At 43.9% G+C, this 15283-nt stretch carries 18 protein-coding genes; 8 read left to right on the top strand and 10 right to left on the bottom strand.

The window, feature by feature from the left end:
* The first annotated feature begins 20 nt into the window (after nt 1-20).
* A complete protein-coding gene (locus OC193_RS21275; protein ID WP_048661091.1) occupies nt 21-509 on the top strand; it encodes a hypothetical protein in 489 nt (162 codons plus the stop codon).
* Between the two features lie 133 nt (nt 510-642).
* Here OC193_RS21275 and OC193_RS21270 read toward each other — a convergent pair whose 3' ends face one another.
* On the bottom strand, nt 643-1269 hold the full coding sequence (locus OC193_RS21270; RefSeq protein ID WP_048662377.1) for a hypothetical protein: 627 nt from the start codon (nt 1267-1269) through the stop codon (nt 643-645).
* Nucleotides 1270-1444: 175 nt separating this feature from the next.
* Here OC193_RS21270 and OC193_RS21265 point away from each other — a divergent pair, with 175 nt between their 5' ends.
* The gene (locus OC193_RS21265; RefSeq protein ID WP_048662534.1) at nt 1445-2551 is read left to right on the top strand and encodes a 1-acyl-sn-glycerol-3-phosphate acyltransferase; all 1107 of its coding nucleotides are present in this window, start codon (nt 1445-1447) and stop codon (nt 2549-2551) included.
* 102 nt (nt 2552-2653) lie between these two features.
* Here OC193_RS21265 and OC193_RS21260 read toward each other — a convergent pair whose 3' ends face one another.
* Nucleotides 2654-3253, bottom strand: coding sequence for a hypothetical protein (locus OC193_RS21260; protein WP_048662376.1), 600 nt, complete (start codon nt 3251-3253; stop codon nt 2654-2656).
* A gap of 101 nt (nt 3254-3354) precedes the next feature.
* Here OC193_RS21260 and OC193_RS21255 point away from each other — a divergent pair, with 101 nt between their 5' ends.
* On the top strand, nt 3355-3657 hold the full coding sequence (locus OC193_RS21255; protein WP_048662375.1) for a YnjH family protein: 303 nt from the start codon (nt 3355-3357) through the stop codon (nt 3655-3657).
* A 36-nt stretch (nt 3658-3693) separates the two neighbouring features.
* Here OC193_RS21255 and OC193_RS21250 read toward each other — a convergent pair whose 3' ends face one another.
* Nucleotides 3694-3993 (bottom strand): YfcZ/YiiS family protein, encoded by a 300-nt coding sequence (locus OC193_RS21250; RefSeq protein WP_017062761.1) that lies wholly within the window; start codon nt 3991-3993, stop codon nt 3694-3696.
* A gap of 530 nt (nt 3994-4523) precedes the next feature.
* On the opposite strand from OC193_RS21250, the gene OC193_RS21245 reads away from it, so the two are divergent.
* Nucleotides 4524-4985 (top strand): TetR/AcrR family transcriptional regulator, encoded by a 462-nt coding sequence (locus tag OC193_RS21245; protein ID WP_004731875.1) that lies wholly within the window; start codon nt 4524-4526, stop codon nt 4983-4985.
* A 395-nt stretch (nt 4986-5380) separates the two neighbouring features.
* On the opposite strand, the gene OC193_RS21240 is transcribed toward OC193_RS21245, so the two are convergent.
* The 6 genes from OC193_RS21240 to OC193_RS21215 all read right to left on the bottom strand — a co-directional run bounded on the left by OC193_RS21240 (nt 5381) and on the right by OC193_RS21215 (nt 10272).
* The gene (locus OC193_RS21240) at nt 5381-6163 is read right to left on the bottom strand and encodes a heme ABC transporter ATP-binding protein (protein ID WP_048662374.1); all 783 of its coding nucleotides are present in this window, start codon (nt 6161-6163) and stop codon (nt 5381-5383) included.
* On the bottom strand, nt 6163-7200 hold the full coding sequence (locus OC193_RS21235) for a FecCD family ABC transporter permease (RefSeq protein ID WP_048662373.1): 1038 nt from the start codon (nt 7198-7200) through the stop codon (nt 6163-6165). Before OC193_RS21235 ends, OC193_RS21240 begins: the two co-directional genes overlap by 1 nt.
* A 104-nt stretch (nt 7201-7304) precedes the next feature.
* A complete protein-coding gene (locus OC193_RS21230; protein WP_048662372.1) occupies nt 7305-8195 on the bottom strand; it encodes a heme/hemin ABC transporter substrate-binding protein in 891 nt (296 codons plus the stop codon).
* A 150-nt stretch (nt 8196-8345) separates the two neighbouring features.
* Nucleotides 8346-8759: an ExbD/TolR family protein gene (locus OC193_RS21225; protein WP_048662371.1), complete on the bottom strand. Its 414-nt coding sequence runs from the start codon at nt 8757-8759 to the stop codon at nt 8346-8348.
* Nucleotides 8756-9457: a MotA/TolQ/ExbB proton channel family protein gene (locus OC193_RS21220; protein WP_048662370.1), complete on the bottom strand. Its 702-nt coding sequence runs from the start codon at nt 9455-9457 to the stop codon at nt 8756-8758. Before OC193_RS21220 ends, OC193_RS21225 begins: the two co-directional genes overlap by 4 nt.
* Before the next feature lie 2 nt (nt 9458-9459).
* Nucleotides 9460-10272, bottom strand: coding sequence for an energy transducer TonB (locus tag OC193_RS21215; protein ID WP_048662369.1), 813 nt, complete (start codon nt 10270-10272; stop codon nt 9460-9462).
* Between the two features lie 161 nt (nt 10273-10433).
* Between OC193_RS21215 and hutW the strand changes: the two genes are divergently transcribed.
* From hutW to OC193_RS21195, 4 genes are all read left to right on the top strand, one after another.
* On the top strand, nt 10434-11843 hold the full coding sequence (hutW, locus tag OC193_RS21210) for a heme anaerobic degradation radical SAM methyltransferase ChuW/HutW (RefSeq protein WP_048662368.1): 1410 nt from the start codon (nt 10434-10436) through the stop codon (nt 11841-11843).
* Between the two features lie 324 nt (nt 11844-12167).
* Nucleotides 12168-12689 carry a heme utilization cystosolic carrier protein HutX gene (hutX, locus tag OC193_RS21205; protein ID WP_048661101.1) on the top strand — a complete coding sequence of 174 codons (522 nt, stop codon included), beginning with the start codon at nt 12168-12170 and terminating at the stop codon, nt 12687-12689.
* Nucleotides 12690-12844: 155 nt separating this feature from the next.
* Nucleotides 12845-13375 (top strand): heme utilization protein HutZ, encoded by a 531-nt coding sequence (gene hutZ, locus OC193_RS21200; RefSeq protein WP_048661102.1) that lies wholly within the window; start codon nt 12845-12847, stop codon nt 13373-13375.
* A gap of 162 nt (nt 13376-13537) precedes the next feature.
* Nucleotides 13538-14098, top strand: a complete 561-nt coding sequence (locus OC193_RS21195) for an ATP--cob(I)alamin adenosyltransferase (RefSeq protein WP_048662367.1) — start codon at nt 13538-13540, stop codon at nt 14096-14098.
* 94 nt (nt 14099-14192) lie between these two features.
* Here OC193_RS21195 and OC193_RS21190 read toward each other — a convergent pair whose 3' ends face one another.
* Complete coding sequence (locus OC193_RS21190) at nt 14193-15107, bottom strand: chemotaxis protein (protein WP_048662365.1); 915 nt, start codon at nt 15105-15107, stop codon at nt 14193-14195.
* Between the last annotated feature and the right edge of the window lie 176 nt (nt 15108-15283).

Below are 15283 nucleotides of genomic sequence, written 5' to 3'. Positions count from 1 at the left end.
TCATTAATTCAAGAGGTCTGATGACTATGCTAAAGCGCGCGATACCAGCGACGTTGTTGATAACAGCATGCAGTATGCCTGCATACGCTGAATGTGACTTTTTTAGCTTAGATTCGATCATGCTGACTTCTAGTGACGATAATTGCTTGGACTTTTCTTCGAGTATCGAGTCTTTTGGCCAACGTATGATGGAAATCAGTGGGCTGAGCGATGATGAACCAGAAAGTACACCTGATTATTGGTCTGATTGGGTTCTTCAAAGTAAAGACGCACCACTACTGACACAAAGCATTGAATCAAACTATGTAGGTTTGGGGATGTGGTTTCCCGAAGATCTGGAAGACGAGCAGTATGATATGTCGACGGAAGAGTGGTTGATGAATCATGGTCTTCAACTCAGCATCGGTTTTGGTGAGAAAGTAGAAGGGCAGCCGCGTATGCGCTTTGATTATCGTTGGCATGACTCACGTGACGCCGACCTAATGATGCAGGTTGAATTGCCATTTTAGACAGGTAGTGACATAGATAGATTGCTATCTATGTAAAAACACTAAGAATTAAAAAAGCCGCAAAAACTCAGTTTTTGCGGCTTTTTAGTATCTGGCTTATTAGTTTAAATACCAACTCTCACTTACCGCCAAGCTATAAATCTTTACCAAAAACAAGCATACACAGTTGCTCGAACTCTTCCTCTTTACCTGAGAACAGATCATCAATCACAAGTGAACGTTTTTGGCCTGACTGCATACGTTTCTTTGCTTCTCGCATCACCATCACCAGAGTGTGCTCTTGTGGTAGGTTTGAATCATCAATGTTCCATTGATTGAATCGCTGAGAAAGCGCACTTTCGCAAAGCAGTGGTTTAAACGACAGCACTTCTTGCTTCAATACAGAAAGCATATCTTTAAACGCTTGTTCCGTATTATTGGCATTGGAAGCGCGAGCTTTGGTCTGTTCTAGCTTTTCTAATAGTGCCGAAGAGAGGTTAGTTTGCGTAATGTACCCCGCTTGTCTTGGGAATGAATCCGTCAAACGTACAGAAAAGTCGACACGGCTAATTTGAGTGTTTGGGAAGTAAGTCAACGAAGTTAAGCAGTCAAAGGGAATCCAAACGCTTTGGCCAGGTTCAACAGCGTACTCTTGCTTACCCAGTTTGATCAAAACCAAGCCACTTTGAACCGATACAAGGCTATGTTTTAGTACTTTCTTGCGTGGTGTGATCACCAAGTGTGAAAAGTAAGCCGATGTATATTCAATAGCGAAGTTCATAGATAGTACCTTAATTTTGGGGCGTCAAGATTACCGTTAATCTTAAAGAATGCCAACAATAACAGGGGATTTTCAATGTTTCTGGTCTGACCTTGTCAAAAGTATGGGCTCTGTAGCTGCGAGAAGTCAAAACAACGCGTAGAATGAGCCAGCTTTTTATTATATGAATGAAAAAATGACCTCTCCAACCGATCCATATGTTGATATTCGCCCTTACGGCGATGATGAAATTCCAGCGGCACTAAACCGTCTTATTAATGATGAAGAATTTATCAGTGCAATCTTGCACTACCGTTTTTCAAACCATGCGTCTTGGTTCAAAGCATTAATGAGCCCGATTTTGCGTGTGTACTTAAAAATGAAATGGAGCAAGCTGACTAGCGTTGAATCCATTCAGATTGAAGTGAAAAAGTACTTACGCGACACGCTAGCGAAAACCACCAACGGTGTGACGTACACTGGTGTCGAGTCATTGGATGCGAACCAAGCTTATCTGTTTGTATCAAACCATCGTGACATTGCTATGGATCCTGCGTTGGTAAATTATGCTCTGCATCAAAATAATCATCAGACTTGTCGTATCGCTATTGGTGACAACCTGTTGAAGAAGCCTTGTGCAACTGAATTGATGCGTTTGAACAAGAGCTTTATCGTAAAGCGTTCTCTGAAAGGACCACGTGAAATGATGAAAGCGCTAGGGCAGTTGTCTTCTTACATTAAGCACTCTCTAGAAACGGGTAACTCAATCTGGATCGCTCAAAAGGAAGGTCGCGCTAAAGACGGTAACGATTTTACTGAGCCAGCAATCTTGAAAATGTTCCATGTTGAAGGACGTAAGCAAAAAATTGCTTTTCCTGAATACGTAAAGTCATTAAAGATTGTTCCTGTGGCTATTTCTTACGAGAACGACCCATGTGACACAGCTAAAGCGATAGAGCTTTTCGAAAAAGACGTAAACGGTAGTTACGAAAAGGGTGAGTTTGAAGATATCGAAAGTATCATTCAAGGCATCATCGGTAATAAAGGACGCGTTCACGTCGGCTTCGGTCAGGTTATCAACCAAGATTTTGATACGCCTGAAGCTCTTGCTGAAGAGATCGATCGTCAGATCCACGATAACTACAAGCTGTTCCCAGTTAACTTGCTAGCAGCGGAAAGAGAAGACGAGTCGATTACAGCTGCGGTTAAGCAAGAGTTTGAAGAGAAGTTATCGACTTTGCCACAAGGCGCTCGTCAATACTTGATCGATAGCTATGCGAACCCAGTGAAGAATATCGGCTAACGAGTGTTAGCAAACGAGTTCATTGATGGAACTGAAAAAGGAGCCTTAGGCTCCTTTTTTGTTGCTGGTCATCTGCTTTTAAGACCTAAAGTTTGGATTGAACTATCGAGCGACAGCGCCACCGAGTTCTAGGTTGGTTGGCCATGTGGTTACAGTGTTGCCGCCTAGATAGATGTTGCCTTTGACTGTCATGGTATCGGGAAACGTTGTGATCCCAGAACCACCTATATATAAGTCACCATCAATGATTATCCCGTTTGGTAGTTCTGTTAAAGGCGTACGAATCACGCTCAGATCGCCTTTCACTCTAAAGCCATTAGGTAGCCTCTGAAGTGGAGTATCAGTGAGGTTGATAAAACCACCCACTCTTACGCCTCTTGGCCAGCTGGTGATTTTGCTGCCAATTAAGTCGGCGTAGCCTTTTATCTTAATTCCAGTCGGAACTCGAGAGAGCTGGCTGTTAGAGCCTTTGAGGCTACCGTTAACTTCTAAGCCTTTAGGCAGGCGAGTGATCGCTGTGTTCTCTATATTTAGATTGCCATCAACAATTAACCCAGTGGGTAGTGATGTATAAGGCTTATTTCGTAGATATAAGTTTCCGTAATTGTCGAGATGGTTCAATATTTGATACTGATCGAGTGGTTCTGCAGTCACATTTGTTATGGTTAAAGAACCAATAATAAGTGCAATTATTCGGAGCATAACGAGCTTCTTATTACGATAGACGTTAACACTATAATGAAAAAATTACCCTCGCATAGTGTTTTACTCATTTGTTGGTAGGTAAATAGGAATCAGAGACAATGAAAGGTAAATCTATGATTCGAATAAAGCGTCAAATTCTGAAAATTTTTGTGATTTTATCCGCGGTGCTTTGCTCAATATCAGCAAGTGCTAATAAAACAATATCAACGCCAGCAAAGGCGGCAGTCGTAGTCACTCAGAGTGGTTCACAGCAACGAGTTTGTTATTACAATGATAGGGCATATAGTGTCGGTGCTATCGTTGAGGTGTCGGGTGTTGTGATTAAATGTGCGGCTGAAAATGACTTTGAGACTAATGGTGCTCTAGGTTGGGTTGAAATAATAAAAAAAGACGAGCAATAAACTCGTCTTTTAATAGTGTGCGTGTAAGTGCTTATATTAGCGAGCTAGAGAGCGAGTCTTAAGTTCGAAAATAATCTTTTCAGCGCTTACTTCAAATTTAAAGCGTGCATGCAATTCTGTGCTTTCTTCAGTCATCTCTGACGCTTCAAATTCAACATTGCTAGACACTTGCTTTGCTAACTCAACGTACTTAGCGAATTCAGCTTCAATAAGGGCTTTAGAGTTACCGTAAACCGTTACTTCAGCAACATCGTCGCCTTCTTTGATGATGAAGCCAATTTCACCTGCGCAACCGCAAGCCTCACATACATCATTGTTACCAATATCTTGGCTCATAAATAATCCTCTTACAAAGTCTGAGGTTATTCTAACGAGCAATTTGAACTGTATCTACAAAAATTAAAACCTTTGAACTAATTTGTACTGGTATGCTATGTTGTTTGTTAAGGTGCTTAATGAATATCTACATTCGCGCCGATAAATATGTATGTGATTTACCTCACGTTTTGTTGAAAAGGAATGTTATTAATTTGTCAGAATATCATTCACTTAGTTGCGCCAGGAATGATTTTATAAGACTATCTATCGCTTGATAGGTATTTATACAATGAATTTTTCGTTGGGTATTTCATATTCTAAGTAGTTATTTAAACTTATCGACTTAGGATTGTAAGGTGATTTTCGAAGAATAATTAGACAAAGTGTCCAAAGAGATATCACTGTAAAATTGTTCGTACATAGTATTTGTGTGAATTTAGTTATAAATACTTGCGAAAAAATACCTTGCTCACATAATGCTGATAACGATTTTCATTCTGACTTCATTTGATTGAGTTAGATGGATTTACAAAGAGAAGAGCCTGAATATGCCAAAGCGTAGTAAAGAAGATACAGAAATCACGATCCAGAAGATCATGGATGCCGTTGTGGACCAGCTATTGAGATTGGGTTACGACAAGATGTCATACACGACGTTGAGTCAACAAACAGGCGTTTCTCGTACAGGTATTAGTCATCACTTTCCAAAGAAAACGGATTTTACTGCTGCTTTAGACGGTCGTATTTTCAAGATGTTCATGGAACACATTGACTTCGAAAATGGCCTTGACGCATTTTCAGCTAGCTGGGTTGCAGCACTTGAAGACGCTGAGTTCCTAGCGATTTTACGTTTACTTTTCCATCATATCGTTACTGCTGAGAGCGCGCATGAGTTCGCTGCAAACGGTATTGATCGTCTATACAAGCTGACTGAAACTCAGTTTGGCGATACTAGCGGTAAAGAACTAGAGTGGTTGATTGGTAAATCATTGATTCGAATGAGCCAATAATCAATACACAATGAAAGAAGCTCCTACGGGGGCTTTTTTTGTGCCTGCAATTTCATTTATCTCGCTCTTTTTCTCTTGCTCTCACACCGTTGCCGCTAACTGTATTTAGTTCCAAATGAAGTTATTTCTTTTCTTTTTAAATGCTTACGTTTGCCTCTTATATTCAATCTTAGTTGCAAAAAACTAAGCAACACTAACTGATACTGTTTATTTCTAGAGCCTCAAACGCTCGGAGTGAGACGTTGTGGGGTTCATTGCTATAGTTGCTAATAAAATTGAGTTTCAGGTGAGAGAGAGGCTATGAGCCAATAAAAAGCCTCGAGAAAATCGAGGCTTAGAATGACTTAACTGTTATTAGGAACGAATACTCAAAATGAGTGGGTTCTAAATCGAGTCTATTGGGCGGGGTGAACCTGAGGGAAGCTCATGGTTGGGTGCTTTTCTACTATACTTTTGTAGCCGTATACATCCTCAATCATTGAAGATTGAAGTGCCTCCCAAGGGCTGCCATCACACACCAAGCTACCGTCTTTTAATACTACGAGTCGATCAGAATATTGAGCGGCTAGGTTTAGGTCGTGCAGAACCACGATAACGGCGGCATTGTGGTTGTCGGCTAGCTCTCTCGCGATCTTTAAGGTGTTGTGCTGGTGGGCAAGATCCAGTGCTGATGTGGGTTCATCAAGCATCAAGATACATTGATCGCCAGAGTGGTGGAGTTGAGTTAACACTCGAGCCAAGTGAACTCGCTGTTTTTCACCGCCAGATAGCGAAGGGTAGAGTCTTTCACTTAGGTGAGTCACATCAGCAACATCCATTTTTTGGCTAGCAATGCTGGTCAGCTTCTTGTTGGATTCTTGCAGAGGTATACCACCAAGCTCAACAACTTCATGTGCCAAAAAAGGGAAGGTCAAGGTACTGTGTTGAGGAAGCATAGCCAAATGTTTCGCCAACTTGCGTGAAGGCCACTTGTCTTTGACATGTCCAAAATACTGGATATCACCCGTGCTCGATATCTCCTGACATAAAGCTTTCAGCAGCGTGCTTTTTCCTGCGCCGTTTGGCCCAAGCAATGTGGTTACCTTTCCTGCTTCAATCTCAATAGAAACGCCATCTAATATCACTTTGCTGCCGAACTTCACTTCGATGTCGGTTGCTTTTAACGCTGCAGGAAACATTAAAGGATTCTCCCTTTCTGTTGGAATAGTAGATACAAGAAGAATGGAGCGCCGATGATTGCTGTGACAATACCCACTGGCAGCTCTGCTGGTGCCAGTACAACGCGTGAGAACATGTCTGCGGCTGTTAACAACAATGCGCCTAGTACCGCAGATAGTGGTAGAAGAACTCGGTGGTCAGGCCCTGCCAACATACGACCTAAATGAGGTATCACTAGGCCAATAAAACCAATCATGCCAGACAGGCTCACCGTGATACCAACGCCTGCGGCAGTCAGTAGAATCAGCTTTCGCTTGAGTTTCTGTACTGGGATGCCAAGGTGTTGTGCTTCTGACTCGCCCAGTAATAGGGCATTCAAAGGCATCGCCTGGCGGTAGAAAACAACAAACAACCCAACGAGTGTGACAGCAGCCAGTAAAATACCTGACCACTTAGCGCCTGCTAGTGAACCCATCGACCACAGTGAAAGATCACGCAGCATTTGGTCATCAGCAATAAAATTCAAGAAGCCAATACCAGCGCCAGAGAGCGCACTGATCGCTACACCCGCCAACAACATGATGGTGACAGAGGTGCCGAATTTCCCCGTGCCTAACTTATAGACCAACAGTGTGGTTAAAGCGCCACCTAAAAAGGCAAACACAGGTACTGCAGCAAAGTTCATGAAAGCAGGGTATTGAAGTGAAAGCTCAGAGAACAAAACGATAGCCAGTGCAGCACCTAATGCTGCGCCCGCAGACACACCGATGATACCAGGCTCGGCAAGTGGGTTTCGAAACAAACCCTGCATTACCGCGCCACATAAGGCGAGGATTGCACCAATCAGCATGCACAAGATGGTTCTTGGCAAGCGAATCTCTTGAATCACTAAGTTAATGTGAGGTGCTAAGTCATTGTTTGGTCGAATTAAGCTCGTAGCGCTGTCGGCTAAGCTAATGTTCATTGGCCCAACAGTGATCGAGTACAGTGCGACAAAAGCTAAGGTAGCACCTAGGCCTAACATCGATGTTTTCAGTGGGACGGATCGTAACAACATAAAGGGCCTCAATATCTATCGCTAACTTTTATCTCCTTCACCAAAAGCGTGAGTCAGTTGGTGAAGGGAAGTGAATTAGCGATAGCAGAAATAGGGTGGTCGAGTTATAGCGGGTAGATAAGTGCGTTTAAACGCTTAGCTTCAGAGAGACTTTCTAGGCCAAGCCCGCCAACCAAAGCACTGCCATTTACGGTAATGATTTGCTTGTTCATACCTGCAGGGGTTGCCGCTAGCATAGGCAGTGATTTAAGGATGGCATCCGCGTCGCCCATTTTTTGATAGCTACGGCCGCTTACTAAAATGACATCAGGTTGCATCTCAACGAGTGATTCCATTGAAAGTGGCTTGTAAGACGTTAAGCTCTGAGCGGCAGGGTTGATACCGCCAGCTAATTCGATGATTGCGTTTGGTGATGTTTCACCACCAGCAACGTTCGCAGGACGACCTTCATGCAGCAATAAGAAAAGCACCTTCTTCGCTTCGTTGCTTGGTACTTGGTTCGCTTTCAGTGCAGCAATCTTCTGATTTACTTCAGCTTTAACTTGCTGTGACTGTGCTTTGGTATCGGTAATCTTGGCGATTTGGTCGATACGCTTCAATAACCCTTCAACGTTTGCTTCAGTGTTCACGATCTCGACATCGACGCCTGCCGATTTTAATTGAGAGATCGCGTTGTCTGGTCCCATTTCATCAGAGCCAATCAATGTGGTTGGCTCTAGGGCAAGTAAACCTTCCGCAGACAGGTTTCTGTGGTAGCCAATCTTTGGTAGCTTTTCAGACTGAGGGAAGCGGCTAGTCACATCAATACCCACCAATTGTTCTTTTGCGCCAAGCGCTAAAATTAATTCTGTAACGGCACTGCCAGCACTGATGATGCGAGGTTGTTCAGCGTCGTTGGCCATTGTGGGTGATGCGCTAAGTGCCAGGCTGATTGCTGCTAATGAAAGGAGGTGTGTCTTGGTCTTTAATTTATTGAGCACGTTTAAGTTGTTCATAATATTTATCTTTATATTTTCTTCTTGTATCGCGAAGATACTCAGTGAGAAGTCCGTTCGCATTGTGAGTTCGAATTTATAGAGAGGTTTAGTTCTGGCTTTTTAGTCTCACCAATCAATAGCTAAACCTTCTGAAAATTGAGTGTTGTTCTAGCCATCGTCAGTGAGCAATTGAGTCGCTGGTATTCCGTTCTCTTGAAGGAATGAAAGCAACTTCACTAGGTTCTCCACGTTGGCAGCTTTATCTGCGCCAATGATGATCGGCTTTTTATCCGCAGAACCTGTCTCTTCTAACAAGGCTATCTTGAAATTTTCCCAGTCGATGTACTCTTGGCCGTTAATCGCCCAGTAGGGTTCGTGGTCTAAAATATTGACGCTAATCGAATCTTTGTGGACTTCAGAAACGTTTTTGACATCCGAGCTTGGCAGCTCAACTTCTAGCGATTCCAGCTTTACCGATGCAGTAAGCAATAGGAAAACCATCACGATAAAAATGATGTCGAGTAACGGCGTTAAGTCAGGAGCCAGGCTCTGTGTGTTCGATGAGTAGGGCGTTTTAATCATGCTTGGCTCACATCACCGATAGAGGTTTTGTTGTCAGGCTTACCTTGAGTATCATCGGATTGATTCGTTTGAATCGACATGCCTTCTAGCCACACATTCACATAGTTCAGAGTATGTTCTAACTGAGCAAGCACTCGGTCAGCCCAAAGGCCTAATAGTTGTGCACCTGAAATAGCAGGAAGTGCAATCATCAAGCCTGCGGCAGTCGTTCTCATTGCTAATCCAAGACCGTCTGCCAAATCATTGGGCGTGATGCTGCCTGTTGTCGCGGCAACACCTTTGAACATTTCAATAAGGCCAAGTACCGTGCCAAGCAAGCCGATGAGTGGGCTGATCACGCCGATCAAACCAAGCAGTCTTAAACCTGCATGAAGCTGGTGGCGTTTTTCTTGTAGCCAAATGCCAGCAGCATCTTCACGCAACCCTTTTGAGAAAGAGTGGTGAGCAAGCAACATTGACACGCCCTTGTACAGTAGCGGGCGTTTATCTGAAATCGACTGAGCAAGCGCTTCAATCTCTTTACTGTTGGTTGGTGAGATTTGGTTTAGCTCACGACGAATGGCTCGTTTGCCCACACCAATGCTGAGCATGACTTGGAATACACGCTCTGCGATGATCATTGCTGTTAGTGCTGAACAGATAAGAAGAGGCCAAGTCATTAAGCCCAGTTGATCTTGTAAGTAACTGATTTGTTGCATGATTAATCCAACCTAAAACGAACAGGTATTTGTACTCGGTGAGCAATCGCTCGACCATTGACAGTATGAGGTGAGAATTTCCATTGTTTAATGGCGTCTAAAGCGGCGTTATCGAGCATTAGTGCGCCTGATGAATTTACTAATGCTTGTTTAATTTGTTTGCCTTCTGCGTCTAACCAGATCTCATAAGTTGCAACACCTTCAACGCCACGACGTCTGGCTTGGCGAGGATAATTCGGCGGTGTAGGGCGTGCAGAAAAAGAAGGCTTAGTGACTAGCATCGGCTCTTGGTTTGATACGCCTTGGTTTACTTCCTGAGGTTGGTTGGCAGACTCGTCCATATTCTTATCGACTTTCTTGTCGGCCAACCTCTCTGCTTGAGTGGCTGGTTTCAGCTCTGGGTGTTCTCTCTTAACTACCTTTTTCTCAGTCACTGGTTTCTTTTGAACTGGCTTTTTCTCGACGACCTTCTTCTCAATTACTTTTTTCTCAACTTTCTTTGACTGAGGCTTATTGGTGAGCGCTTTTTTCTTTGGGGTTGGCTTAGCTTGCTTTGGCTCAACCGTTTTTGGTTCGACTGGTTTAGGTTCGGCTTGCGAGACTGTTTCTTTTACTGGCTCTGGTTCAACAGGTTCTGTGATTGTTTTTTGCTGAGCTTGTGAAGGAATGCTCTTAGGAGTGAAGTTGATCGATACCGTGCTCGATTGGCTACCTGCAGGCATCGCAAATACTTTGGATTCTTGAGCGACAAACAACAGCGCTGCATGAATCACTAACGATGCTCCGCCTGCAATAACATATCTAGGAACGTTCACAGTCAATCCTTTACCAAATCAAAATTCTGTATCGGATTATTGCTTAGAATCTAAATAAGATCAATTATCAATTGCATTATCATTTGCGTGTATCTATGATTCTCTCAGTTTTTAGCGAATAGTCTTCCAGGCTTTGCTATGTAAGTGTTTAGAGAGATTATATGAGTCTTAATATTTATAAATTCGACGAATCAATCTTGGGCGTTTCTAGCCCTGATCCGCTTCGTTTTGCGTTTGCCAAAAAGCATTCTGCACACGCCGGAGGAAGTTCAATTCCGGTCGACCCGAGCAAGAAGTTGGAGCTCTTTGATGAACAGATGCTAAGCGAAGGGAAGAAACAGGATAAGCGTTGCTTGTATATCCACATTCCTTTCTGCCGTGTGCGCTGTACGTTCTGTAACTTCTTCCAAAATGCTGCAAGCCGAAAATTAGTGGATGAGTACTTCGATGCTCTGATGGTTGAGCTAAAGCAAAAAGCCAAAACGCTTTGGGCTCAGTCTGGATTATTTCACGCCGTCTACATTGGTGGTGGAACACCTACCGATCTATCGCCTCAACAGGTGGAGCAACTAGGTAAAGCGATTCGCCAATACTTTCCGTTAGCAAACGATGTGGAAATGACTTTAGAAGGGCGCATCAATCGATTTGGCGACGAGATGTTTGATCGTGCGCTTGAAGGTGGTTTCAACCGTTTCTCTTTTGGCATTCAAAGTTTCAACACTCAAGTTCGACGCAGTGCTAAGCGCCTAGATGACCGAGAGGTTGTGCTAGAACGTATCAGTTCACTAAGTCGTACAGAGCAAGCGCCCATCGTTCTGGATTTGTTATACGGACTACCGCACCAGTCTATGGAAGTGTTCCAACAAGATTTAGAAGACTACATGTCTACTGGCGCACACGGTATTGACCTCTACCAACTGATCGTTGCGGGCAATGCACCTATGCTTAATCTTGTTGAGAAAGGAAAAATCCCACCACCGGCCAATACGCCTGATAAGGCGAGCATGTATTTGGCGGGTGTTGAGTTCATGGCTAAGCACAAGGTTAAACAACTGAGCGTGAATCACTGGACTCGCGATAACCGCGAACGCAGCATTTACAACAGCTTAGCGAAAACTTATGCCGAAGTGCTTCCAATTGGTTGTGGTGCTGGTGGCAACATTGGCGGTCACGGTGTGATGCAACATCGAACTTTAGACAGCTATATGGAGTCTATAAAACAAGGTCAGTTGCCGATTGCCATGATGACGAAGCAAAGCTCATTAGAGCCAATCTTCTCGACATTAAAGGCAGGCTTTGATTCTGGTGTTGTTAGAAGAAGTACGTTGCCGACCTTTATGGGACAAGACACGTTCGATTACTTGAAGCCTTTGTTCTCACATTGGGAAAAGAATGGTTTGGTTGAGCTTTCGGAAGATTACCTGAGCTTGACTATTGCTGGCAGCTTCTGGGCTGTAAGCCTGGCTCAGAGTGTGATTCAAGTGCTTAACGCTGAATATCAAGCAATGCACCCAGCGCCGAAAGCGTCAGGCTCGGGCGTTCACCCGCATGCAAGCTTGAAGCACGCTTAATATCGAATTTTTAGTTTATACCTAGGGCGTGTTGACCTTTCGAGGTTAAATTTTGTTCGAGATAAAAGCGTTTTAATCGCGGCGAGGGGGAAGTAGCCTAGTCATTCTAAGCAAATCTCCCTCAACAAAGAGTAGAACGCTTTTAGCCGAACCCTTCGGGCAGCGTTTGCTGGTCATTTCTACTACGTTATTGGCTTCTCATGTAGGCTAGCTACACATCAAAGCCTCTGCCTTGTATAAATACCCAGCAACTCGCTGCAAAAATCAGCTCGATAGATCAACACGCCCTAATGTCAATTACTCGTTTATACGGAAACATATTCAATGACAGATACAACATTAGAAATGACACAAACCCTAGAACAACGTGTCGCACGCATTCTAGAAGAAGAACCAAAACTGCTTCCTACTGCGATTGCTGAGAAGCTAGGTGTTTCAGAAGTTGAAGTGGTAGCTGCTTTTCCAAACGACATGGCAGTGATGCTAGATGGCAGCCGTGCTCAAGAAATTCTAGAAGGATTAGTGGGTTGGGGCCCAGTGACCACAATCGTGCATTCATTCGGCTCAATCTTTGAAGTAAAAGCGCCGTTCCCTAAAGGTAAAGTAGCGCGTGGTTACTACAATCTGATGGGCAAAGAAGGCGAGCTTCATGGTCACCTGAAACTCGACAATGTCAAACAGATCGGTTTAGTGAGCAAAGCGTTCATGGGTCGTGAAAGTCATTACTTCGGTTTCTTCAGTGAAACGGGCGAGAATATTTTTAAGATTTACCTAGGCCGCAACGAAAAGCGTGAGCTGATTGCCGACCAAGTCGAACGCTTCAAAGCGCTAAAAGAACACGCTTAAGTACAGTCAATAGTAAATAATCAGCAGCAATCTTACATAGGGTTGCCAACTGGCTTAAACAAGACATAAATGCTCGAGGATCGTTTAGTTCGCTAATGATCGCTCAACCTCGGGCAAAAATAATAAATCAGAGAAAGTGAAGAAAGGAATTACCCATGGAACAACAAGTAAAACAAGAACGTCTACAAGGTCGCCTAGGTCCAGAAATTAAAGAGTTTCGCCAAGAGCGCCGTACCCTTCAGCTTGCAACGGTTGACGAAGAAGGTCGCCCGAACGTAAGTTACGCACCTTTCGTTCAGAACCAAGAAGGTTACTTTGTTCTCATTTCTGATATTGCTCGTCATGCTCGTAACTTGAAAGCGAACCCTCAAGTCTCTTTGATGATGATTGAAGACGAAGAGAGCTCGAAGCAGCTTTACGCACGCAAGCGTTTAACGTTTGATGCTCAAGCAAGTGTTGTTGAACGTGAAACGGAACTTTGGACTCAAGTGATCGGCCAGATGCAAGAGCGTTTTGGCGAGATCATCGATGGTTTGAGTCAACTTCAAGATTTCTCTCTATTTAACCTTAAAGCAGATAACGGACTGTTCGTGAAAGGTTTTGGTCAAGCATATCAAGTATCAGGCGACGATTTGGTGGATTTCGTTCACCTGCAAGAAGGCCACAAAAAAGTGTCTAACGAGTAATCTCGTTTAACCTACTTCTTCAGGAGCCCTCCAATGTGAGGGCTTTTTGCTATCTCATTATCAAGCAGGGAAACTGCGGGTCTTTTAGCTAATAAACTCAGACTCAATCAAAGAGTTTGGTATATTGGCGTTTGATGATTATTTATGTGTAAGGATCGGTACGTGAAACCAGTAAGTCGAGATTGGGACGAGTTCTGTTACCCATTTATCTATGAAGACAGTCCTATCTGTGATTTTGAGATTTTGTCGGATGAACTTTGTTGCCGAGTTGGGCTGGTGTTGTCTTTAGAGCTAGAGCCTCAGGTTCGCGAGATCCTGCAACGCTTGCAGCCAAACATCTATCACTTGAATGGCTCTGTGCGCGGTAAGCTTGCCATCACCGAATTTGAATTGGTCGAGCTCAAGCAAGACTATCATCGTATCCGTGAGCAGCTAGAAGGTGGTTTTAAAGGCTTTGTTTTACCCGGTGGGCACCGAGTGTCTAGCGAGCTTCACTTGTGTCGCTGTCAGGCTAAAAAGGTCATGCGAGCGCTGGTCAGTATTGAACACCATGAAAGTAAAAAGTCGCCAGCCCCGATTCTTTTTAAATACGCAAACCTAGTCGCGAACACTCTCTATGCGTTGGCCTCTTTTACCAATCATGTCAATGAAGTCGAGGAAGTGGAATTTGTGAGTAAGAGCTATTCTATGCCAAAGAAGTCTATGCCAGAAAACAAAGACTAACGGTTAGCTCTAATCTCGTTAGGATTTGAAGAAATAAGAGAATAAGAAGCTAAACCATTAAGCACTATGCTAGGTTTAGCTTCTAAAATGGAGTTTAAGCAGCCGTAGAGGCGTCGTTTAAGACTTTTGCACCGCGTAGCATAGCTTCGATTAATTCACCCGCATTGAACTTCTCAAGCGCTTCGTGGGCCCCCACCTGATTGGCACGGTCCACACAGATTTCACTGGACAATGATGTGTGCAAAATACAGTAAGCGTGACTTAGAGCGCTGTCGTTTTGCACTTCAAATGCAAGCTCATAACCATCTAAACCTGGCATCTCGATATCACTCACCAGAAGATCAATGGCATTGCCAGCGCTGGCTTGGCGTCGCATTAGGTCGATGGCGTCTAAGCCGTTGTTACAAATGCTGTAAGGGATGTTGATGCTGTCTAAGGCATCAGATAACTGTTTACGCGCAATCAAAGAGTCATCCACCAATAAGATGTTCAATGCTTTGAGGCGTTCTCTCTCTACATCGGTCAGCATCGGGATATGCGCATTCTCATAATCTGGGTAGATCTTAGAAAGCAGCAGTTCCACGTCGAGCATTTGTACAATACGGTCTTCAAAGCGTGTAATTCCCGTTACAAAGACATTGCGACCCACACTGGTGGGTGGAGATTCAATACTCTTCCAGTCGCATTCAATGATCTTATCAATCGAACGAACCAAGAACGCCACAACGGTTCTTAAACAGTCGGTGACGATGAGTACGCAATCTTGGTATTCAGCGGGTGTTATCGGACGGAAGCCAATCGCAGCGGACATATCAATCACAGGAACCGTAAGGTCGCGGATAGTCACTGTACCAATCACGTGATGATGAGAGTAGGGGATCTGAGTCATCGGCTGAAAAGGGACGATCTCTCTGACCTTAAGCGTGCCAATCGCAAAACTTTGAGTGAGGGATAACTTGAACATCAACATTCCCTGTGACTGACTCGCTTTACTGATCGGTTTGGCCATAAGTGGCTCCTACTTAATACGCGCTTAATTTATAAGGATTAATTTAAAGGGAAATGGAAGCCGCAGCAAGTCGCGATGCGGTTTTTAGTAGCCTTTAAGGCAGTTGTTTTCGCTTATAGAGTGAAGAATAGCTGTTCTTGGGTTAAAATCACGCTAAACGCTGGCTGTCGATGGAT

Origin of the sequence: Vibrio crassostreae (assembly GCF_024347415.1) — a bacterium.
Taxonomy (GTDB): Bacteria; Pseudomonadota; Gammaproteobacteria; order Enterobacterales; family Vibrionaceae; genus Vibrio; species Vibrio crassostreae.
The sequence above is the reverse complement of the archived record's forward strand: the minus strand, read 5'-3'. Positions and strand labels throughout refer to the sequence as shown.

What these genes read in the sequence shown, in the direction of transcription:
- OC193_RS21255 (WP_048662375.1), top strand. Translation starts at nt 3,355, where the DNA reads ATGAAAGGTAAATCTATGATTCGAATAAAGCGTCAAATTCTGAAAATT.
- OC193_RS21265 (WP_048662534.1), top strand. Translation starts at nt 1,445, where the DNA reads ATGACCTCTCCAACCGATCCATATGTTGATATTCGCCCTTACGGCGAT.
- OC193_RS21275 (WP_048661091.1), top strand. Translation starts at nt 21, where the DNA reads ATGACTATGCTAAAGCGCGCGATACCAGCGACGTTGTTGATAACAGCA.
- OC193_RS21225 (WP_048662371.1), bottom strand. Translation starts at nt 8,759, where the DNA reads ATGATTAAAACGCCCTACTCATCGAACACACAGAGCCTGGCTCCTGAC.
- OC193_RS21240 (WP_048662374.1), bottom strand. Translation starts at nt 6,163, where the DNA reads ATGTTTCCTGCAGCGTTAAAAGCAACCGACATCGAAGTGAAGTTCGGC.
- OC193_RS21250 (WP_017062761.1), bottom strand. Translation starts at nt 3,993, where the DNA reads ATGAGCCAAGATATTGGTAACAATGATGTATGTGAGGCTTGCGGTTGC.
- hutX (WP_048661101.1), top strand. Translation starts at nt 12,168, where the DNA reads ATGACAGATACAACATTAGAAATGACACAAACCCTAGAACAACGTGTC.
- OC193_RS21260 (WP_048662376.1), bottom strand. Translation starts at nt 3,253, where the DNA reads ATGCTCCGAATAATTGCACTTATTATTGGTTCTTTAACCATAACAAAT.
- hutW (WP_048662368.1), top strand. Translation starts at nt 10,434, where the DNA reads ATGAGTCTTAATATTTATAAATTCGACGAATCAATCTTGGGCGTTTCT.
- OC193_RS21220 (WP_048662370.1), bottom strand. Translation starts at nt 9,457, where the DNA reads ATGCAACAAATCAGTTACTTACAAGATCAACTGGGCTTAATGACTTGG.
- OC193_RS21270 (WP_048662377.1), bottom strand. Translation starts at nt 1,269, where the DNA reads ATGAACTTCGCTATTGAATATACATCGGCTTACTTTTCACACTTGGTG.
- OC193_RS21245 (WP_004731875.1), top strand. Translation starts at nt 4,524, where the DNA reads ATGCCAAAGCGTAGTAAAGAAGATACAGAAATCACGATCCAGAAGATC.
- hutZ (WP_048661102.1), top strand. Translation starts at nt 12,845, where the DNA reads ATGGAACAACAAGTAAAACAAGAACGTCTACAAGGTCGCCTAGGTCCA.
- OC193_RS21230 (WP_048662372.1), bottom strand. Translation starts at nt 8,195, where the DNA reads ATGAACAACTTAAACGTGCTCAATAAATTAAAGACCAAGACACACCTC.
- OC193_RS21235 (WP_048662373.1), bottom strand. Translation starts at nt 7,200, where the DNA reads ATGTTGTTACGATCCGTCCCACTGAAAACATCGATGTTAGGCCTAGGT.
- OC193_RS21190 (WP_048662365.1), bottom strand. Translation starts at nt 15,107, where the DNA reads ATGGCCAAACCGATCAGTAAAGCGAGTCAGTCACAGGGAATGTTGATG.